This window comes from Peloplasma aerotolerans, from assembly GCF_030012175.1.
GTDB lineage: Bacteria > Bacillota_I > Bacilli_A > Acholeplasmatales > Acholeplasmataceae > Peloplasma > Peloplasma aerotolerans.
The window spans coordinates 1-20,785 of the sequence record NZ_JASCXW010000022.1; the positions used below are offsets into that span (position 1 = coordinate 1).

Consider the following 20,785-nt stretch of genomic DNA (forward strand, 5'->3'; position numbering starts at 1 on the left):
ATAGACATGAAAACGATAGAACTAAATAAAATGTCATTAGGCTTTTATATTACCGCATTTTCCGCACTACTTGCAGTTATTTCTTCTGTATGTTATGGTGTATTATTTAGCGGTATTCAATACAAAGAACCAGTATTTAGTGTGGCAATTTGTATTTTGCTTCCGGTGACTGCAGTAGTTGCCGTAGTATTACTAATAAGTGGCAAAAAATTCGCGGGGTTTTCCCCTACAATCATGTGCTTGGGCAGTGGCATTTCCTTTTTAATGTTTGTTAGAATGGTTATTTGGCCGATATCTGACACAATTTACGGCATTGAGCCATTTCCACAGTTTACACAACTTATAATTTGTGCAGTGCTATTTCTATTGAATTTTGTAGTTTCCGAAGTAGCGCTTTATATGAAGAAATATAAGTAAGGAACTTAAAATAAAGGAGCATGCATCATGAAAAAAATGAGAATAATTAAAAAAATCTTGACAAATGTCCTGGTGGCATTACTTATAGTAACTGTTTTCGCAAATAATATTGCAGGACAGTTTTCAGGTCAGATAAACAGTTTTTTGAACATCAATACCTCTGTATTAATTAAGGATCCAGGAGATGGTGCTGAATATGTCCGTTATTATGATTCAGTATATTCTTCAGTTTCTGAATTAAAAGCAGCAGGACTTGCTAAGACACAAGAAGTGGTAGCTGAAGGAGCGACACTATTGAAGAATGATGGCATTTTACCACTATTAGAGAATGAAGTCTCATTGTTTGGTGCTACTGCCGCTTTTCCAGTTTATGGTGGCACCGGTTCAGGTGCTGTAGATACTAGTGGTGCACCAACGTTTGTTGATTCATTTGAAGAAGCTGGCCTAACAGTCGTCAATAAGCCACTTATGGACTGGTACGTTTCAGAAGAATATGGTCGTGATTTCTCTCCTGGAAAAAGAGGAATTAATGAGGCGAGATGGAGTAGAATAACTCAAAGTAGTGCAGCTAGCACATTTGGAAAAGGTGAAGTCGCTGTATTTGTTGTCGGTCGTGTTGGAGGTGAAGCAAGCGATTTAGCTGTTACCAATCACTCAGATGGTGGAACGAATCCTTTGCAGGCTGACGTCTATCAAAATTCTGATTATTTGATGTTAAACAGAGAAGAATTAGGTATTCTTGAAGGATTGAAGGCATTAAAAGATGCAGGAGATATAAGTGGTATTGTAGTTTTAATTAATAGTGCAAACCCTATATCTAGCGCATTTTTAGAAGATGATGCATACGGTGTTGATGCAGCGATGTGGATTGGTTCTGTTGGTCAAAATGGTATTTATGCAGTTGGTGAGCTTTTAACTGGCGAAGTGAATCCTTCAGGTTCATTGCCTAATACATGGTGGACTAATAATTTATTAAACCCTGCTATGGCTAATTTTGGTGCATATACTTACACCAATGCTAATGACTACAATTACGCATCTAGTGCTTCAAAATACACAAGCTATATTGTATATCAAGAAGGTATCTACATAGGGTATCGTTATACTGAAACACGTTATGAAGACACTGTGTTGGGTACACCTAATACGGGCGATTTTACATATGATGATGTTGTTGCATATCCATTTGGTTATGGACTTTCTTATACGACTTTTGGTTTTAGTGATTTTAATGTTACTAAAAATGGAAGTGGTAGAGACACTATATATAGTGTCAGCGTTAAAGTAACGAATACTGGTAGTTTACCTGGGAAAAAGACTGTCCAAATTTACGCACAAAAACCTTATACTGATTACGATATTGAACATCAAATTGAGAAGTCATCGGTAGATTTGGTTGGCTATGGAAAGACGTCCAATGTTCTAAATCAAGGTCAAAGTGAGATTATCACAGTTTCAGTTCCAGAATACTATTTAGCAAGTTACGATGCATTAGGTACAGGTGCTTACATTATAAATAGTGGGAAATATTTTTTAACTGCGGCACAAAATAGCCATGAAGCGATAAATAACATATTAGCTGCAAAGGGAAAGACCGTTACTGACGGTATGACTGCAAACGGAAATGAAGATATGGTTTATAGTGTACAATATGGCTTTGACGCATTAACTTATGCTAAATCCTATGGGACAGGTGCTGATGTGACTAGCTTATTTGAAAGCGCAGATATCAATCGTTATGTAGGTGGTGGAAGTAATAATGTTACTTATTTATCTCGAAATAATTGGGAAGGTACTTTAAAGTTTTGGCAAGACACGGATGAAGATGGTTTTAATGACAACTATGAGAGACTTGTGATGACAGATATAATGTATGCTGATACAATTCTGGATGATGATGATATTCCTCTCAATGATAACAATTGGCCAGTTATGGGTTCCGCAGCAACTAGGCACAAACTTATTTCCTTGCTGAATTTAGATTTTGATCATGAAATGTGGGATGAGCTATTGGACCAATTAACATATGCTGAATTATCTCGATTAACCGCTGTAGGACTCAGAATGACTGTTTCTCTACCCTCAATTGTCAAACCAGAAACACTTGATCACAACGGACCTTCAGGTGTCACGCAAAGGTATTCCGCTGGAGCTAACGGTTATGCTAACCAAACTAACGACCCTGATAAGGATATGACCGGGACTGCTTATCCTTGTAATGGACTTATCGCAGCAACGATGAATGACCAACTTGTACAGGAGGTAGGTGAACTTATAGGTGAAGACGCTATGTGGGCAGGGTATGCAGGCCTTTATGGTACGGGGATTAATATTCACCGTACACCTTATGCAGGACGTGTTTTCGAATACTTCTCTGAAGATGGAACATTAACAGGACTTATTGCAGCATATAAAACATTAGGTATTCAGTCTAAAGGTGTATACGTTTATAACAAACACCTTGCACTTAATGACCAAGAGTTCCAAAGACAAGGTTTGGGTACTTGGGTTACAGAACAGGCGATACGTGAGATTTATTTGCGCGCCTTCGAACTACCTATTGTTTATGCAGATGCCAAAAATGTAATGACAAGTTTTAATCGAATTGGCGCAGTTTGGGCAGGTGCTTCCAAAGAGCTACTCACTGATTGGCTACGCGGAGAGGTAGGCATGAGTGGGTTTGCTGTAACTGACATGTATGAAGGCGACTATATGAGTAAACCTCATGAATTACTTGCAGGTAACGACCTTCCTGACAATTATCCTGGTAGTACAGGAACAATTATTACTGGTGTGACTGATTTGGGATTCGAGTTTGCAGCATATGGCCCTAACGGAGAAACACCTAACGCTCAAATTGCTCAAGCAATGCGTGAATCTGCACATCGCGTTTTATATACGGTACTCCACTCACGTGGTATGGATAGCATAGATATCAACACTGAAATTCTTGAGATTACTCCATGGTGGCAAACGACTTTAACAGCATCAATAGTCACATTGATAATACTCAGTGGATTATCAACAACTTGGTTGATTATTGATATGAAAGTGAAAAGGTAAACGGATGTTTATCCTCTAGATGCATCATTGTCTTGACAGTAAGACGATGAGTAGTATATCGTGTTAAACTTAAAAAAGCTTCACTAATGATGAAATAGTAGTGATATATTGCATTATTAGTTACTTAGTCTCCCTAAATCCTCCTTATTTGTGTATATATATAGTAGATATACATTCATGAATAAGTGAGGATATTTTTATTTATACATCATATTTTCCTATGATGTAACGCTCTTAAAAATCAATAGTTTAGACCATTGTGCATGAAAAATATGGTATAATAATTAACAAAAAGCAAATTGGAGTAATATATGAATACGTATAAGGTTGCAATAGTTGAAGACGAACAGAATTATAGTGATGCTCTAAAAGAAAATTTAAAAAAATACTCAAATGAGAATCATGTTGAGTTTTATATTGATGAGTATAGCGATGGGTATAACTTAATTGATAATTATCAATGTCAATACAACATATTATTTTTAGATATAGATTTGAAGCAACTAAATGGCATTGCAACAGCAGAAAAGATTAGAGAAATGGATTCAAAAGTGTTGATTATGTTTGTTACTAATCTTATTAATTTTGCTGTTAAAGGCTATGAGGTTGATGCTCAATCATTTCTTATCAAACCTGTGACCTATTTTAAGTTTTCAAGAGAGTTGAAAAGAGCATTGAAAAAAATCGATCAGCAAAATAATCATCACGTTATTATTAATACAGAATCAGGCATTAAGAAAATTGATTCTTTTCAAATACATTTTATTGAAAGTGTAAAACATGAACTTATTATAAGTACATTTGAAAAAGACTATAGTTTGTGGGGAACACTAAAAGAATGGGAAGAGAAGTTAAGTGGGCAAAACTTTTTTAGATGCAACAATTCCTATATCATCAATTTAGAACACGTTAAAGGTGTTGATGGTGATTATGTAATTGTAGATAAAACAAGATTGAAGATTAGTAGAGCCAGAAAAAAGAAATTTATGGATGTATTAACAGAATATTTCAAAGGCGGCATTTAAGATGATTGAAGGTACTGCGATTTCTAAAATACTTTATGGTATTCTGCAGTTGACATTTAGTGTATTAGTCATTTATTTTCTTCCAAAACGATTTTCTAAAAATTTTACAATAGTTAGTATTTTCATCGCATTAACTATTTTTTTATTGGCACAAGTGTATTTTGAAACACTAAGTGATAGCTTATGGATTATCACGATTATTAGTATGTATGCTTTAATGTTTTTATTTATTTATTCAACCGCACGAGTATCATGGGTACAAGCCATCTACTTAGCAACACAAGCATTTATTTATTCTCAGTTTGTAGCGGCCATAGAATGGCAAATCTATTATTATATCGGAACTGCAATTAACTATAGTGGATTACTTTTAATTCAATATATTATTTTCATTGTCTTTACGTCTATCTTTGTGTTGATTTTCTATGTTATATATAAGCATTACCATATAAAGGGTTATAAACCAGAGATTAAACGAAATAACATGGTTACAGTTTTCGCAATCATGATTATTGTATTTTTCATGAGTAATCTATCATTTCTAAACATCCCTTCGCCCATATCTAGTGTTTATCCACAAGAAATATTTTATATTAGAACTTTAGTTGATTTATGTGGTGTTGTCGTTATTTTAGTTTTACAAGAATATCAGATTATTATTCAATCTCAAAAAGAGATTACAATACTTCAAACGACATTTCAAAAATACTATGATCAATATCTTCAGTCCAAAGAAAATATACAACTAGCGAATCAAAGGTATCATGATATAAAACATCTGATAAATCTGATTCGTGCTGAGAACAATCATGAGATTAAAAATAAACATTTAAATGACTTTGAAAAAGAACTTAAAGGTTATTACTTGCAAGCTGAGACAGGTAATGTTGTTATTGACACAATTGTTACCTCAATGAGAATGCAATGTGATGAGTTAAGAATTGGTTTAACTTACGCAATAGAGGGGTCAAAATTGTCATTTATGAGTACGATGGAGCTTACATCATTTATTGGTAATATGTTTGATAATGCTATAGAATCATCGAGAAAAGTCGAAAATGTAGAGAATAGAGTTATTAATATCAGTATACACCAACAACATGCGTTACTCATTGTAAATATGGAGAATTATTATGAACATCCATTGAAATATAGAGATGGTCGTTTAATTACAACAAAAGAAGATAAATTAGGTCATGGATATGGGATAAAAAGTATTCAAACAATTGTATCAAAATATGGGGGCACATTACGAATTGATACAAAAGATAATTGGTTTATCTTGACGATATTGTTTCCAATATCTGATTTTAATTACGATAAAAAGTAATTAAGTAAACACACCTTTATGAGTGTATCGTAAAGGTGTGTTTCAGTCTGTAGACAAAGTAGTTCGTTTGAGGTACTTTTTTCATTTTAGTTTAGGTTAACTAGCTTATTGAAAAATAAAAGAGAGTACTCCGCACACATTATCAAACCAGAAGTTCAAACGTGTTTAAGCAGTTATTGAGAACATTTTTAATAAGCACAATCATATCTCTCTTTTATACATGAAATAAAAACACCAAACCCCGAAGTATAGAACTTTATCTACAGACTGTGTATGTATATACATTTAAATATATCCATATGAATGCTTTTGTGGTTCTATCAAAAAATATTCTAATGAACCATAATGTACTGAAAGTGCAAAGAGAAATACCAATTATGTAAAAGTAGAAATTATTGTATTTTATATTGTTATAATATAATCAGTGAAAGCGCTTTGCATTAAACATGAATACATAGGATTGAGTTTGTGATAAACAACTGTTCTATGAAGTCATGCAAGCAGGTTCTCACTTTCAGTAGCGACAAAAACATGTAACGAGAATAAGTGGATTATTCTAGTTATGTCTTGACTATACTATAACACTAAATGTAGCTAGGTCTCATCCTAAATCTACACTACATAATATACAAGGAGATTTTTTATGAGAAATATTAGAAATATAAATCAAAATTGGATGTTCTTAAAAGAGGACGTCTCTTACGATTTATTGACAGATAAAAACTTTATAGAGATTGATTTACCACATACTTGGAATGGTATTGATGGCCAAGATGGTGGTAATGATTATATTAGAGATAAATTTTGGTATAAAAAAAGTTTAACAAGAACCGAATTACCAGAAGGTCAGAAATATTTTATAGAATTCAAAGGGGTAAATTCATCATCAGATGTTTACTTTAATGGAAACCATTTAGGACATCATGATGGAGGGTATTCAACATTTAGATATGAAGTAACTCATTATGTTGATGAACAAAATGAGATATATGTTTTAGCTGATAATGCAGTCAATGATAGAGTTTATCCTCAAAAAGCAGATTTTACATTTTATGGGGGTATTTATAGAAATGTTTCAATCATTGGTGTACAGGATAGTCATTTTGATTTGTTACATTATGGTTCAAAAGGTGCTAAAGTAAATGCACATGTGATTGACCAAAAAGGACATCTCGAGCTTGAAACTTATGTTATTGGTAAAGGAAAAGTAAGTGTTGAAGTTAAAGATCAAGAAGGGAAATCTGTATATAATGGAGAACCAACAAATCCAATAATCTTAGATAATGTTCATCTATGGCAAGGTAAGGAAGATCCATACTTATATACTGTAGATATTAAGTTAAAAGAGGGTACTAAAGTTTTAGATAGTATTGAGTATCAAGTTGGGTTTAGATCATTTCATTTTGACTCAAATGATGGATTTTTTTTGAATGGTAAGAAGTACCCACTTCGTGGCGTTTGTAGACATCAAGATAGACCTAAAATTGGGAATGCTTTAACAGTAAAAGACCATAATGAAGATATTGAGTTGATTAAAGAAGTTGGCGCAAACACTATAAGACTTGCCCATTATCAACATGATGATTATTTCTATGATTTATGTGATAAAGAGGGGTTTATTGTTTGGGCAGAAATTCCTTATATCTCTAAACATATGAATCACGCAAATGATAATGCAAAACAGCAAATGAGAGAATTAATCATTCAACAATACCATAGACCAAGTATCGTTACTTGGGGTATATCAAATGAAATCACTATCTCATATGCAGGTAAAGATTGTCTAGCGTTCCATAAAAAAATGAATGATTTAGTTCATGATTTAGATTCTTCAAGAAAAACAATCATTGCCAACTATATGCCAGCAAGAATTAACAACAAATTAAACAGAGTGCCAGATATAGTATCATATAATTTATATTTTGGCTGGTATTTACCATTTACGTCATTGGCTGGATGGAAATTGGATAGATACCATAAAAAATATCCAAATGAAATTCTTGGATTATCAGAATACGGGGCTGAAGGTGTTGATAAAGTATTTAATAGATTTCCACGACGTGGAGATAACACTGAAGCATATCAAGCGATTTATCATGAGCGTATGTTAGATATCATTAAAGCACGTGACTATATTTGGGGAACACATGTTTGGAATATGTTTGATTTCGCTGCAGATGCAAGAAATCAAGGTGGTGAACCAGGCATGAATCATAAAGGATTAATAACTTTTAATCGTAAGCGCAAAAAAGATGCATTCTTTCTTTATAAGGCGAATTGGGCAAAAGAACCTTTCGTTCATCTTTGTGATAAAGGATATGAAAAGAGAAAAGAAAAGAAAACAAAAATTAAAGTTTATACAAATCAAAGTGATATAGAAATATATCATAATAGTGATCTTGTATATAGTGGGGCAGTTCATAATCATAAAGTTGAAGTAATAGTTGTCGTGAACAAAGCTAATCATGTTGTTGTTAAATCAAACAACTTACAAGACGAATTCCAATTTATAAAAGTAAATAAAAAACCAAAAGAGTACAAAATTAAGAAAACTAAAAATGTAAGTTGGGAAAAATAAGAGGGAAAAAAACATGATAGAGGATATTACAACTGAAAATAATGAATATATAAACAGGGGGAAAACATATCAAATTGCTTTATTTCCTTTTAATAATGCAGCAACAAACACGTATTTTACATTAATGTTATTTATAACGTATTATGGTGGATACTACCTAAGTGGTGGATTTATTGGTGGTATTTTATCAGCAGCAGCAATGGGAGCATTAACCGTGGTGTTATCTACACTTGTTACTGGAATGCGTATATTTGATGGAATTACTGATCCTTTCATAGGGGCTTTAATTGATAAAACCAATAGTAAATTAGGTAAGTTTAGACCCTATATGATTTTTGGAAACTTATTATTAGCAATCTCAGTGATTGCGATGTTCTTCTTAATAAGACCTATTGAATTATCATGGTTAAGATGGGTTTTATTTGTCGTCTGTTATGTAGTTTATGTGTTTGGTTATACTGCTCAAACATCAGTAACAAAAGCGGGACAGACTTGTATTACAAATGACCCAAAACAAAGATCACAATTTGTGGTTTGGAATATGATTGGTATGATTGGCTCAATTGTACTTGTTAATATGATTGGTAATGGATTGTTACCAATGTTCGTCGAACCTTTAGATATAGCTAATGATTTTGGTGCGCAATATAATCCTGAGTTTTACAATATTTTAGTACCAATCTGCATCGGACTATCAATGTTATATACTGGTCTTGCAGTGTTTGCTATATGGAAAAAGGATGTTCCAGAAAACTGGGGTATCGATAAAGAAACTAAATCTGCTAAATTAAGAGACTTTATTAGCGTTCTAAAACATAACAATCAAATTAGATGGTTAGTTTTCTCAGCAGGTGCCAATAAACTAGCTTCAACGATTGCGACCTCTAGTGCTGTAGCGGTGCTTATTTATGGCATCATGATGGGAAGTTATAATGGACTATATATTCCAATGTATGTTGCTTCATTCTTATTTATGGGTATATTGTTTGTTGTTGGCGCAAAACTTGCAGGTAAAAAAGGGCAAAAACGTGCAGTCACTCAATTTACTGTCATTGCATTTTTATTCTATATTGGGATAGTCATCTTATTACTTATGTGGAATCAAGATGATCTAAATTTCAATTTGTCATTATTACACTGGAGGAATGATGGATCAATTTACATAGCTACAAACTTGTTTACGCTTGCTTGGATTGTAATGTTTGGTTTAGGTTATGGTGCATATAATCTTGGATCTGAAATGGTTATTCCAATGATTGCAGATTGTACAGATTATGAAACCTATAGAACTGGTAATTATATTCCAGGTATGATGGGAACTTTATTCTCGTTAATCGATAAATTTGTATCTTCATTTGCTACGTTATTATTATCTGTATTCATTGTTGGTTTCATTCCAGCACTAAATGGTAAATTACCAAGTACAGGCATTGTCATTAGTGACTATACAGGTGTATTACCTTCAGCACTAATTACTTTTGCACTTATTCCTATGGTTTCATGGGTTATCACATTGATTTCAATGAGATTTTATAAATTGAATGGCAATAAGTTAAGAGAAATTCAAGCAGTAAATGCAATTAGAAAAAAAGCAATTAGCCTAGGTATGCCAAAAGAAAAAGCAATGGCTACTTGGACTACGATTGGACAAGTACCCAAAGAATTTATTAACGAATACGAAACAATTATCGAAGAAAAAACTGAAAAACAGTCAATGATTGATAAGTTATATAATAAAATTTGGGGTAAACACGAAGCTATCAATGAAGACCCTGCCTCAAATGTAATAGAAATACCTAAAGAATATTTATCGCAGGTAAAAGTAAGTTAGAACTGAGAAATCGATATATACAAGCACAAAGCAATTAAGAGTAGTATTGATTTTTGCGTTTTTTTAGAAGCTAGAGCAGATCCTGAAGTACAAGCAATCAGAATTTTAAACATGTTTAAAGGTGATGACTACGTATTTGGTATAATAGTGACGGTGTTGGTGTCATTGCCTATTCCCTAGCAGTTAAAATAACGATGGAGATTTCGCAAATCATTAATTTTTTTGCAAAATACGTAACATCACGGGTAAGTCGAACACCAACCCATGAGTTGCAGCGATATGGTAATAGATTGCGCACATTTTGATTACCATGATTTCAACTGCTCTACAAAGGTGGTACAAAGCACCGATTTGCATTTTACTCATGTACACATGGGGTTGGAGGGGGGCAAGAGAGACGACTGCTGATATGATTACGACGATCATTAATGCAGCCATCTCATTATGGGTATTTTCCCAATATTCATAGTTATTATTAAACAGAAAAGGAACTTAACACAGAGTATTAAGTTCGTGGAGATACATCATGAAAACAATAAGTTTTGTTATACCCTCATATAACTCAGAAAAATATCTTCATACAGCAATTGAATCGCTTTTTGGATTTGGAGATGATATTGAGATTATTATCGTCAATGACGGCTCTAAAGATCAAACACTACATATTGCAAAATCTTATCAAAAAGCACACCCGCATTTAATAGAAGTCGTTGATCAACAAAATGGTGGACATGGATCAGGGATTAATGCTGGATTGAAAATTGCTAAGGGTACATATTTTAAAGTTTTAGATTCTGATGATTGGATGGATCGCACCAGCTTGGAGCAACTACTCAGTCAAATGAGAAAGCATTCAAAAGAGAACAAACAGGTGGATCTATACATCACCAATTTCGTGTATGAGCATGTTGAAGATCAAACGCAGTATGAAAGAGATTATTTTGACAACTTTCCAGCATATAAAATTTTTAGATGGGACCAAATCAAGAAAAACTTTAGGTACTCAAAAACGTTATTGATGCACGCATTAATATATAGGACAGATATATTAAGAGAAATCGGATTAGAACTACCAAGACATACATTTTACGTTGATAATATCGTTGCATATGTACCTTTACCTTATGTCAAAACGATTTATTATATGCCACTTCCTTTGTATCGATATTTCATTGGTAGAATGGATCAGTCTGTGACACTTGAAAACATTACGAAAAGATATCAGCAACAAATCAAAGTTTTCAAGATTTTGAATCAGGCATATACATATGAGCAGTTGACAATGATGGAAAAAGGATTGAAACAATATATGAAGCATTGCATCGCTGCGATGCTAATCATCACACAGATGTTTACAGTAGCTTCTGATTCTGATGAGAGAAGAATGGATTTGTCTAACCTTTGGGAACATATAAAGAATAATGATAAAAAAATGTATCGCTATTTAAGATATAGATCTTATAATACGACTGTAAATTTTTTCCCATGGAAAATAAAGAGTTTCTTGATGGTTAGAGGTTATTTGTATCTCGCAAAGAAAGTTAAGTTAGGATAATCAACTGAAACCAAATTACTATTTGGTTTAGTTGTTTTTAGGTGGGTTAAATTATGTATGATTATTTAGTCGTAGGGTCAGGGTTATTCGGATCAGTCTTCGCCCACGAAGCGACAAAAAAAGGAAAAAAAGTCTTGGTCATTGATCGTAGAGATCACATTGGGGGTAATATCTATACGAAAAGTGTAGACGATGTGGACGTACATTGGTACGGTCCGCATATTTTTCATACCTCTAATCAAGAGACTTGGGAGTATGTGAACCAATTTGGATCATTTAATCATTTCATCAATACACCGATGACGTTCTTTGATGGCAAACTTTATAATCTGCCTTTTAATATGAATACGTTTTATCAACTATGGGGTGTCACGACTCCTGCTGAAGCTAAGGCGAAAATCGAAGCACAAAAAGATATATATAAAAGATTAGAACCGACCAACTTAGAGGAGCAAGCCATCAAATTAGTTGGTAGAGAAATCTACGAAAAACTCATTAAGGGATACACTGAAAAGCAATGGGGAAAAGCATGTGTAGACTTGCCCGCCTTCATTATCAAAAGACTACCTGTTCGTTTCACATTTAACAACAACTATTTCAATGATACTTATCAGGGAATTCCAAAGGAAGGATATACTAAGTTGATTGAGCGCATGCTTGGAAACGTTGATGTAAGGCTTAATACAGACTTTTTCGAACAACGGAAGTCATTAGAAGGGGTAGCTAAAAAAATCCTTTATACGGGCACTATTGATCGCTTCTATGATTATCAGTTCGGCACTCTTGAATACCGTTCTTTAAAGTTCGAACTTGAAAGTATAAACACCGAGAACTATCAGGGAAATGCAGTCATTAATTATGCGGATCAAGAAGTACCATTTACACGAATTATTGAACACAAGCATTTTAACTTTGGAAAACAAGAAAAAACTGTTATTACTAGGGAATATCCTTCCCATTGGAAACCAGGGGATGAACCTTATTATCCAATCAACAGTGAGCGCAATCAAAGGATTTATAACATGTATCAAGAAAAAGCTAATCAAGAATCTCAAGTCATCTTTGGTGGAAGACTTGCAGAATATAAGTATTATGATATGGATAAAGTGATTGAATCCGCATTATCGCTTGTGAAGAAGGAACTGTTATAGTATTTTTTCATTTATCTTAGAAGAGATGTAAGTATGGATGTATTAGTTAATTAACTCATAAATAAAGAAGTATATACAATAGTTTGAATGTTATACAATGTATTGTGTTTGTTCTATTTATGTAACACAATTGAGATGATTATATGTTCGTATCAATTAGAATGAATAATAGAGGGTCAGAACTCAGAAAGAAATATGTTGAGTTTCATGGTACAACCGTTTCAGAAGTTATGAGAAAAACTATCTACAGATAAACAAAAATGAGTAGATAAAAAATGCTCATCAGTTTGCACATTAACAAAAAATATGCGTTTATTGATTAAGTTCATTCAAAATAGGGAATAAAATAATGAGGTTTCCAAATGCTGGAAACCTCATTATTTGCTCTATTCTTTTTTACAATATTAAAATTAAATGCTCCACTACCCATTTTCTCACATAATTTCAACCATAATGGAAGTAGCATTTCTTGTGATCTGGCAGCAGTTATATCACCTAGGTCAATGACGTGTTTCCACTTGAAAAGGTCTTTTAAGATGTCAGTAACAATTTGTTTAGCTATAAAGTCATTTCCCGAAATGAACATTACGTGATCTAGCGTACCTAACAATGAAGGATCAACCATAATTTTGGAGTTCACAGTATTTAATGTCTTAATGACTTTAGTTTCAGGTAGAAGTCTTTGAATTTGTTCTCCTAATGAGTCAGTGTTTACTACAGATAGCTTTATATCAGGAAATTCTAAAGGATTCGATAAATCAATTAATATTTTGTCATAAAGCGCATGTTTTAAAGGTAGTAGTGCGTCTAATGACTTTAAACCAGGGGTTGCGTTAATCACGACCTCTCCAAAGCTTGCAGTCTCAAAAGGATTACCTATCAAAATGTTCTTGTTTTCATTGATAAATGAAGATAATTTTTCAGGAGATCTACTAGATAGCATGATTTCTTGTTTATGATTACTAAATGCAATTGCCAATGTCTTTCCAACATCACCAGAACCAATAATTCCGATTTTCATACATTCACATCCTTTTTTCTTTGATAATGATAGTATATCATGCGAAAAAAATATATTTATTGTTTTAGCATTTCATTTTAAACTTGGAAAATTTCGCGAGTATTTACAGGTCACCAATATGGATATGAAATGCTTTTCCAGCTCATGGAAAGGCTTTTTTTATTTACTAGGAAAGTTCGTCTTTTCTAGTAAATGGATATATAAGAGTTGATAGTTCAGTAATTTAACGCGAAAAAGCCTAAGAAAAGCTAGGCGAAATAGAGATTGAGTTTTTATTTTTACTCGGTTAAATCTCTTGGAAACATGATGCCTTTCTTAACATTACATGTGGTGCACATGATAAAGGGTAACCCTTTCGTACTGTAGTTTAAATGAGCCAAAGATTCATAAGAGAACTCAATTTCCTTCCCACAGCGTTGACACTTTAGCCAAACCTTGGGTTCAGACAAGAGATGGTCAGGATTCTTAGGGTCAAAGATACGTGAACCATCCCACTCAGTTTGATCACCAAACTCTTGGATTAAACTTTCAATTTCTTCATCTGAGCGTGGATTTCTGTGGATTTTAAACTTTAAATTCATCTTTTATACCAACTTTCTGTAGTTATGGATAATGGGAGGACTCGAACTCATATTTCATTGTCGCACCACAAGGACATAACAGAGGATCAAACTTAAAAGTTTGAAGCATAAGATTTTTCCACTTTAATGGAAACAAGGACTTGAGAGATTTTTTCTTCTTATAGTTAGGAATAAGTTTTCTACCTTTAGAGGAATAGACACCGTAATAACGAATCATTTTGAACTGGTGTTCAGGAATGTGCACAATCAGTTTCTTAATAAACGCATCGATATCTTCGGTCACAGTGATCGTACCATTTTTTTCTTCATCAGGAAGCAGATCATCCTCGTGAGGTTCATAGGTGTAAGTAATCTGTCGATTGACATGATCTACATCATCTATACGAGATTCAGCCATGACAGGCCTTCCTGTGTATCTCAGTACGTATTCAATGAGCCCTTTTTGAGATTTTTTATCTAAACTTGGGCCATAGACATAAAACCCGTTTTCTTTTGAAGCATAAAGCGCACATTTTTCCTTATAAAATCCGTGACCTAATGTTTTATGGAGCAAGTCTAGAAGTGTCTTCATAAAGGATTTTCTCAAGAGTTCAAAGTTAAAATATGTTAAAGATTTAAACTCACCCGATTTATTAATCACGCCTTCAGAAACAAGAGCATGGATATGACAGTTAAAATTTAAGGCTCTGCCGAAGGTGTGGCAGACCAAAACATAGCCAAGTTTCCAACGTTTTGATTTCCCATGCTTAAGTGATAGATACTGAAGCGTCTGATTCACCGCTTCGAACAAGATACTTAATCTTGAGCGATCCTGTCTAAAATAGATTCTGAGTGAGTCAGGTATCGTAAATGTGATATGTCTGTGCGCACAGTCCATCAGTACATTGGAGGTGTGAACAGCACGTTGTTTGGCATATTTGACACCGCAGCTGTTACAAAAACGAGATTTGCATGAGTTATATACAATCATAAAGTTATCACAATTTGGACAACTGTAGAAAGAATAGCCAAGATCTGGGGTTTTACATTTCATCATTCTTTCAACGTTGTCAAAAACAACGGGTCTAATGTTCAATTTAGGATTGTTTAAGAGAAAATCTGACCAGTAGTCTCGAAAGATATCAGCTATAGAGTAACCTTGACGATTGATTTTGAGATTTGAATGTCTTAGATACTCATTTACAATGTTTACAGGATATGTGTTCACGATATCACCCACCCTTATTATAAAGTAAAAACCCATAGTTCCAAACTACAGGTTTTAGTAAAGGGTGATTTTAATCACCTATTTTTTAATAAATTAATACTCAAAGTATTGAAATTAAAAAAATAATGTGGTAAAAATTGAATATATTAGCGTTTCTTTAAAATTAAATAAAATGAAAGGAAATTCATTCAATTCAATATCGAATGAATCGAATAATTATGAAAAAAGTAATCTTTTTTTTGATACCTTTATTTACAACCATATTTATTTTTGCTATTTCATTAGTTGTGATGCTTTCGCTTCAATCAATGTTTTCATTACCACAGTACACAGATGTCAGGAACGTTCGTTTTGTTTATACAATAGCAATTACTGCTAGTATCACTGTGGTTTTTGTTGGTCTAGCTTATCGGTTTATCCATCGACTCTCCATAAAAAAAATGGGACTTCACTGGAATAAACAGACATCCATATTGTCTTTGGTAGCTATTTTGATTATAATAACAGGATTTATTTTGTATACAGTTTACGTTATATCTAATGGTTATGTTTCAATAAGGAATAATGTAGAATATGTACCTATAATTATTATGATCATTCTATATATAGGAGTGAGTATAAACGAAGAAGTCTTATTTAGAGGATACTTGCACCGTTTTTATAGAGAGCATAATATCGTAGTTGCATATTTGATTTCAATACCGTTGTTTCTACTTCCACATTTTCTAAATCGAGACTTTGAGTTTTCATATATTGTTGCTTTATTATCAGCAACGTTTCTTATTACCTTATTATATGATTTAACGAGATCAATCTGGTCTAGTATTGTTGTTCATACGATTTTAAATATCGCTCTTTCATTATTAAGTACAGGTGACAATTCTGGTTCCATATTATCACTAAAGAGTACAATAAATATTTCTAAATATACAGAATTTATTCGATACGGTGAAGTAATTATTAATGCGGTTGCAATAATTGCTATATCCTTAATATACGCATACACACATATCAAGCAAAGAAAAGAACTAAGTCAAAACTATAACTAATTCTAAACAAAAATATAACGATTGTATATTGGTTGATCTCCCCATAAAATACATAATTTTTTATCAGGTGTTGACTTAATGATAAACTATGTGTATAATATGACTTGTCAGTCACATGACTGAAAAGTCACATTAAGAAAGGGAGTTATTATTATGGTATTAAATATATTCAACACAATTTGCTTTATTCTGTTTTTTCTGCAATGGTCAAAGTTTTCTTTGGCATATTCTTTCATGATCAGCTATATGATTTCGCTAGAAGACAATATAGTGGTCAAAAAATGAGCACATCTGTCAAGTTATTAATGTTGTATGCTATTTCACTTGCATTTCTAGTTTGGATTGGTACGATTTTTTTCTATCAACCATACGCTTGGATACTTACTACAGTATTAACGCTTGCATCAATTAAATCTATAAGTTTGCTTTTTAGGTGGAATGAGACTTCAAAGAAATTTGTAGTTTTTATAAATGCAAAATATAGCAAACTATGGATTGTAGATATTTTTGTTGCAGCAGTTGGTATTGGCTTTTTAATCATGGGATTCACACTATATAAATAAGGAGAAAAACAATGCCTAAAGATACATTTATGAATTTGCCATTCGAAAAGCAATCTCTAATTCTAGATGTTGCTATAAAAGAGTTTCATGATAAAGGTTATGACTTAGCAAGTATATCAAGTATTGTTGAGAAAGCTCAAATTGCAAAAGGTAGTTTCTATCAATATTTTGAGGGTAAGGATGATTTATTCAAACATATTGTTGTAATTATCAACGATAAAAAAACACAGTTTGCACATCCAGTTATTTTAACATTTGATCAGTTGAATTTTTTCGATTGGTTCAAGAAGATGCTTTTTGCGACATTTGAGTTTCTAAAAAGCTATCCTGTTCTTGCGAAAATATCAGTAGATTTTTGGAAACACTCCAGCACACACACGAAAGAACGTATTTTAGGAGAAGAGATGAATAGAACTCATGAGTTTCTTACTGTCTTTATTGAAAAAGCAGTTCAGAAAAACGAGTTAAGAAATGATATATCAATTGAGTATTTAGCAAGATATATTTCAAGCCAATTGGCCTTCTTTAATGATTATCTTCTTGAAACATATGACGATTTAACATTAGTTTCAGAAAAAAATCTAGAAAAAATCATTACCACTTTTTTGAGCATATTAGAGCATGGAACAAAAAACCATTCTTAAGTAGGGAAAAAGAATGAAAAAGCATAATCAACTTAACATTTTAATCAGTGGAGCAAATGACGGTATAGGGTATTACATGGTTGAATCCTTTCTTAAGCAAGGACACAATGTTTTTGTCTTAGATGTTAAAATTGACAATTTACAGCATTTATCCAAAATATATGATGAAAATAAATTAATGTATGTGCAATGTGATGTCAGTCAAGAAAATCAAGTAGAAGAAAGTATTGAACATGCAATAAGCACATTTAAGAAAATTGATTATATGATCCATAATGCATGTCTTTGTACCTTTGCTTCATTTAATGATACCCAAATAGAGACATTTAAAAAAGTCTTTGATGTTAATTATTATGGTGCAGTTCATCTGATTAGACACATATTGCCACTTTTCGAAAAACAAAACAAAGGAGACATTTTTGTGACTAGCTCTGGAGTTGGGATAATGGGTTTTAAAAATATAAGCCCTTACTCTTCATCTAAAGGAGCGCTAGAGTCGCTTGTTAAATGTCTTAATTTAGAATATAAACATACAAATATTTCGTTTCATATCATTCATCCTCCATTGACAAGAACTGCTTCATCTAAGGGACTTACAGTTCCTAATGAGTTTATGGCGAAACCAGAAGTGGTGGGTTATGGTCTATCGAAACGGATTCATCGAAGAAAATGGATTATTACATTTACTAGGCGAAATAGATTCACCGTTTTTCTCATGTATTTATTGCCTATTTCAATGGGGAAACTACTGAGTTCAATGACTGATAAATATGCAAAAAGACAATGAAGTAATATTTATGATTAATATGCTCGCGATTAAGAAATAAATAATTAGAGTATTGAATGTGAGGTAACAGAAAGTGAAAGATAAAATTATAAAAGCGTTAAACTATTTTCAAGATGCATACATAAAAAAAGATCCATCATTAATTGATGACTTTATGAAATTATTGTTTATTAAAGACAATCTCATTGTATTTGGAACAGGTATTAACGAGATTTGTTTAACTGATGAACAAAGCAGAGAATTATTTATTTCTGATTGGAAATACTGGGGTGACTATCGTCTAAATTTTGACACAGTTGATATTAAGCAATATCCCTCATTTACTTATGTGAATATTGAAGGTGCATTAACATATCAATTTAAAGACGACGATGAAACATATGCCAAATTTGCAGGCTATGTTAGAGAAAATATGGAGTCTGGAAGAACTTATGACTTCATGGATGTGCAGCATTATTTGTCACACTTATTACATGCAAGAGATCAAAAACAACGCTCAGTTATATTTCCAATCATGACTTCATTTGTTTTTGTTGAGCATGATAACCGCGCAAAGATTAAGCGTATTATGTTTTCTATGATGAATAACAGTCTCTACAAGGATATACGATTTGAAGATGTGTTGCCATATAAAAAAGCATTCTTAAATGACATTGATAAAATAAAAGCCTTAGGTCATAAACAAGATATCAGTATCTCAGAGCTGAAGTTTAGTGATGATAGCTTCATTATCAATCATAAAGGTACTAAGTTTGATAAGAACAAAGATGACGATATTTCATCATGCTTCAATCATGATTTGAATTTAAAAATCCCGGATGAATCAGTTACATTATTAAAAACCTCAAAACATGCATTTTTCACCATATATGCGACACTAGAAAAACAAACAACAAAAGAAGACATGGAAAAAGACCTAAAAAATCATATATTGAAAACTTTGGAAACAAGCATACCAGACAAAGAAAAACTGTTTATGGTAAGAAGAGATATTGCACTTACATACAAAGAGATGTCATTGGGGTTTACATTTACTTGGCCAATTCGCTTGCACGGGGTCATAGAAAAAAAACAAAACACATGGAGTATTAAACACTTAAATATTACTGATCCATTTAATATAATTTTAGAAGGAAAATAATCGAACAATAGATTTGATATTAAACGTTTCTGATAGAACCAAAAACGTCTATCAAAAAAAATAAATAAAGAGGGTTTTTATGAGACAATGTATTATTAAGGCCAAAGATTTGGTCAAAACATTTTTGACTGATGGATTTGGATTGAATGCAGTAGATCACATTGATTTAGAAATTTATCAAGAAGATTTTACTGTTATCATGGGTAGCTCTGGTTCTGGCAAGAGTTCCCTTCTTTACGTCTTAAGTGGACTAGATGGAATTACTTCAGGTGATGTATTCTATGAAAACGTATCATTATTAAGCTTAAACGAAAAAAAGGCAGCGAAATTTAGAAGAGAAGAAATAGGTTTCGTTTTTCAAGCAGTCAACCTTATTCCAAATCTATCTTTATTAGATAATATTACAATTGCTGGGTTTTTGACAAAAAAACCAAGAAAAGATGTTGAAGTCGAAGCACTTAAATTGTTTACCATGATGAGATTGTCTAATGAAAAAGATAGATTGCCTTCTATGGTATCAGGTGGCCAAGCTCAAAGAGCAGCTATAGCTAGAAGTCTTATTAATCAACCTAAAGTGTTATTTGCTGATGAGCCAACTGGAAGTTTGAATTCCTCATCTTCAGAGGCAGTTTTAGACGTGTTTTCAAAAATTAATCAAGATCTAAAAAAGACAATTATTATGGTTACACATGACATCAAGGCTGCAGTTCGAGCAGATCGTATTTTGTTCTTAAAAGATGGAAAAATCGATGGAGACATAAGATTGGACCGATATAATAAGAAAGATAAGATGAATCGTGAAAATCATATTATGAAATATTTGCAAGCCAAGGGGTGGTAGG

General features: G+C 32.7%; 19 protein-coding genes. 15 read left to right on the plus strand and 4 right to left on the minus strand.

Annotation, left to right across the window (positions count from 1 at the left end):
• The 6 genes from QJ521_RS06665 to QJ521_RS06690 all read left to right on the plus strand — a co-directional run.
• Positions 1 to 417, plus strand: a 417-nt coding sequence (locus QJ521_RS06665; RefSeq protein ID WP_282839669.1) for a hypothetical protein, incomplete at its 5' end; no start/stop codon positions are given.
• Positions 418 to 444: 27 nt separating this feature from the next.
• Positions 445 to 3,480 carry a beta-glucosidase gene (locus QJ521_RS06670; RefSeq protein ID WP_282839670.1) on the plus strand — a complete coding sequence of 1,012 codons (3,036 nt, stop codon included), beginning with the start codon at positions 445 to 447 and terminating at the stop codon, positions 3,478 to 3,480.
• A 311-nt stretch (positions 3,481 to 3,791) separates the two neighbouring features.
• Complete coding sequence (locus QJ521_RS06675; protein ID WP_282839671.1) at positions 3,792 to 4,505, plus strand: LytR/AlgR family response regulator transcription factor; 714 nt, start codon at positions 3,792 to 3,794, stop codon at positions 4,503 to 4,505.
• A gap of 1 nt (position 4,506) precedes the next feature.
• Positions 4,507 to 5,835, plus strand: a complete 1,329-nt coding sequence (locus QJ521_RS06680) for an ATP-binding protein (protein WP_282839672.1) — start codon at positions 4,507 to 4,509, stop codon at positions 5,833 to 5,835.
• A gap of 643 nt (positions 5,836 to 6,478) precedes the next feature.
• The gene (locus tag QJ521_RS06685; RefSeq protein WP_282839673.1) at positions 6,479 to 8,413 is read left to right on the plus strand and encodes a glycoside hydrolase family 2 protein; all 1,935 of its coding nucleotides are present in this window, start codon (positions 6,479 to 6,481) and stop codon (positions 8,411 to 8,413) included.
• Between the two features lie 13 nt (positions 8,414 to 8,426).
• The gene (locus tag QJ521_RS06690) at positions 8,427 to 10,244 is read left to right on the plus strand and encodes an MFS transporter (RefSeq protein WP_282839674.1); all 1,818 of its coding nucleotides are present in this window, start codon (positions 8,427 to 8,429) and stop codon (positions 10,242 to 10,244) included.
• A gap of 213 nt (positions 10,245 to 10,457) precedes the next feature.
• On the opposite strand, the gene QJ521_RS06695 is transcribed toward QJ521_RS06690, so the two are convergent.
• Positions 10,458 to 10,670, minus strand: coding sequence for a hypothetical protein (locus tag QJ521_RS06695; protein WP_282839675.1), 213 nt, complete (start codon positions 10,668 to 10,670; stop codon positions 10,458 to 10,460).
• Between the two features lie 100 nt (positions 10,671 to 10,770).
• Here QJ521_RS06695 and QJ521_RS06700 point away from each other — a divergent pair, with 100 nt between their 5' ends.
• The 3 genes from QJ521_RS06700 (at position 10,771) to QJ521_RS06710 (ending at position 13,204) form a co-directional block, all read left to right on the plus strand.
• Positions 10,771 to 11,799, plus strand: coding sequence for a glycosyltransferase family 2 protein (locus QJ521_RS06700; RefSeq protein WP_282839676.1), 1,029 nt, complete (start codon positions 10,771 to 10,773; stop codon positions 11,797 to 11,799).
• A gap of 53 nt (positions 11,800 to 11,852) precedes the next feature.
• Positions 11,853 to 12,950 (plus strand): UDP-galactopyranose mutase, encoded by a 1,098-nt coding sequence (glf, locus tag QJ521_RS06705; protein WP_282839677.1) that lies wholly within the window; start codon positions 11,853 to 11,855, stop codon positions 12,948 to 12,950.
• Positions 12,951 to 13,093: 143 nt separating this feature from the next.
• Positions 13,094 to 13,204: a DUF6290 family protein gene (locus QJ521_RS06710; protein ID WP_282839678.1), complete on the plus strand. Its 111-nt coding sequence runs from the start codon at positions 13,094 to 13,096 to the stop codon at positions 13,202 to 13,204.
• 71 nt (positions 13,205 to 13,275) lie between these two features.
• On the opposite strand, the gene QJ521_RS06715 is transcribed toward QJ521_RS06710, so the two are convergent.
• From QJ521_RS06715 to QJ521_RS06725, 3 genes are all read right to left on the minus strand, one after another.
• Positions 13,276 to 13,971 (minus strand): NADPH-dependent F420 reductase, encoded by a 696-nt coding sequence (locus QJ521_RS06715; protein ID WP_282839679.1) that lies wholly within the window; start codon positions 13,969 to 13,971, stop codon positions 13,276 to 13,278.
• A 278-nt stretch (positions 13,972 to 14,249) separates the two neighbouring features.
• Positions 14,250 to 14,552 (minus strand): hypothetical protein, encoded by a 303-nt coding sequence (locus QJ521_RS06720; RefSeq protein ID WP_282839680.1) that lies wholly within the window; start codon positions 14,550 to 14,552, stop codon positions 14,250 to 14,252.
• A 22-nt stretch (positions 14,553 to 14,574) separates the two neighbouring features.
• Entirely contained in the window at positions 14,575 to 15,759 is a 1,185-nt protein-coding gene (locus QJ521_RS06725; protein WP_282839681.1) for an IS91 family transposase, read from the minus strand.
• A 218-nt stretch (positions 15,760 to 15,977) separates the two neighbouring features.
• Between QJ521_RS06725 and QJ521_RS06730 the strand changes: the two genes are divergently transcribed.
• The 6 genes from QJ521_RS06730 (at position 15,978) to QJ521_RS06755 (ending at position 20,784) form a co-directional block, all read left to right on the plus strand.
• Positions 15,978 to 16,808: a CPBP family intramembrane glutamic endopeptidase gene (locus QJ521_RS06730; RefSeq protein WP_282839682.1), complete on the plus strand. Its 831-nt coding sequence runs from the start codon at positions 15,978 to 15,980 to the stop codon at positions 16,806 to 16,808.
• Positions 16,809 to 17,089: 281 nt separating this feature from the next.
• The gene (locus QJ521_RS06735) at positions 17,090 to 17,371 is read left to right on the plus strand and encodes a hypothetical protein (RefSeq protein ID WP_282839683.1); all 282 of its coding nucleotides are present in this window, start codon (positions 17,090 to 17,092) and stop codon (positions 17,369 to 17,371) included.
• A gap of 11 nt (positions 17,372 to 17,382) precedes the next feature.
• Positions 17,383 to 18,015 (plus strand): TetR/AcrR family transcriptional regulator, encoded by a 633-nt coding sequence (locus QJ521_RS06740; RefSeq protein ID WP_282839684.1) that lies wholly within the window; start codon positions 17,383 to 17,385, stop codon positions 18,013 to 18,015.
• A 13-nt stretch (positions 18,016 to 18,028) separates the two neighbouring features.
• Entirely contained in the window at positions 18,029 to 18,802 is a 774-nt protein-coding gene (locus QJ521_RS06745) for an SDR family NAD(P)-dependent oxidoreductase (protein ID WP_282839685.1), read from the plus strand.
• Positions 18,803 to 18,875: 73 nt separating this feature from the next.
• Positions 18,876 to 19,943, plus strand: a complete 1,068-nt coding sequence (locus QJ521_RS06750; protein WP_282839686.1) for a hypothetical protein — start codon at positions 18,876 to 18,878, stop codon at positions 19,941 to 19,943.
• A gap of 79 nt (positions 19,944 to 20,022) precedes the next feature.
• Positions 20,023 to 20,784 (plus strand): ABC transporter ATP-binding protein, encoded by a 762-nt coding sequence (locus QJ521_RS06755; protein WP_282839687.1) that lies wholly within the window; start codon positions 20,023 to 20,025, stop codon positions 20,782 to 20,784.
• The last annotated feature ends 1 nt before the right edge of the window (position 20,785 follow it).

What these genes read in the sequence shown, in the direction of transcription:
- glf (WP_282839677.1), top strand. Translation starts at nt 11,853, where the DNA reads ATGTATGATTATTTAGTCGTAGGGTCAGGGTTATTCGGATCAGTCTTC.
- QJ521_RS06700 (WP_282839676.1), top strand. Translation starts at nt 10,771, where the DNA reads ATGAAAACAATAAGTTTTGTTATACCCTCATATAACTCAGAAAAATAT.
- QJ521_RS06740 (WP_282839684.1), top strand. Translation starts at nt 17,383, where the DNA reads ATGCCTAAAGATACATTTATGAATTTGCCATTCGAAAAGCAATCTCTA.
- QJ521_RS06730 (WP_282839682.1), top strand. Translation starts at nt 15,978, where the DNA reads ATGAAAAAAGTAATCTTTTTTTTGATACCTTTATTTACAACCATATTT.
- QJ521_RS06690 (WP_282839674.1), top strand. Translation starts at nt 8,427, where the DNA reads ATGATAGAGGATATTACAACTGAAAATAATGAATATATAAACAGGGGG.
- QJ521_RS06735 (WP_282839683.1), top strand. Translation starts at nt 17,090, where the DNA reads ATGAGCACATCTGTCAAGTTATTAATGTTGTATGCTATTTCACTTGCA.
- QJ521_RS06675 (WP_282839671.1), top strand. Translation starts at nt 3,792, where the DNA reads ATGAATACGTATAAGGTTGCAATAGTTGAAGACGAACAGAATTATAGT.
- QJ521_RS06745 (WP_282839685.1), top strand. Translation starts at nt 18,029, where the DNA reads ATGAAAAAGCATAATCAACTTAACATTTTAATCAGTGGAGCAAATGAC.
- QJ521_RS06680 (WP_282839672.1), top strand. Translation starts at nt 4,507, where the DNA reads ATGATTGAAGGTACTGCGATTTCTAAAATACTTTATGGTATTCTGCAG.
- QJ521_RS06710 (WP_282839678.1), top strand. Translation starts at nt 13,094, where the DNA reads ATGTTCGTATCAATTAGAATGAATAATAGAGGGTCAGAACTCAGAAAG.
- QJ521_RS06695 (WP_282839675.1), bottom strand. Translation starts at nt 10,670, where the DNA reads ATGATCGTCGTAATCATATCAGCAGTCGTCTCTCTTGCCCCCCTCCAA.
- QJ521_RS06715 (WP_282839679.1), bottom strand. Translation starts at nt 13,971, where the DNA reads ATGAAAATCGGAATTATTGGTTCTGGTGATGTTGGAAAGACATTGGCA.
- QJ521_RS06685 (WP_282839673.1), top strand. Translation starts at nt 6,479, where the DNA reads ATGAGAAATATTAGAAATATAAATCAAAATTGGATGTTCTTAAAAGAG.
- QJ521_RS06755 (WP_282839687.1), top strand. Translation starts at nt 20,023, where the DNA reads ATGAGACAATGTATTATTAAGGCCAAAGATTTGGTCAAAACATTTTTG.
- QJ521_RS06670 (WP_282839670.1), top strand. Translation starts at nt 445, where the DNA reads ATGAAAAAAATGAGAATAATTAAAAAAATCTTGACAAATGTCCTGGTG.
- QJ521_RS06720 (WP_282839680.1), bottom strand. Translation starts at nt 14,552, where the DNA reads ATGAATTTAAAGTTTAAAATCCACAGAAATCCACGCTCAGATGAAGAA.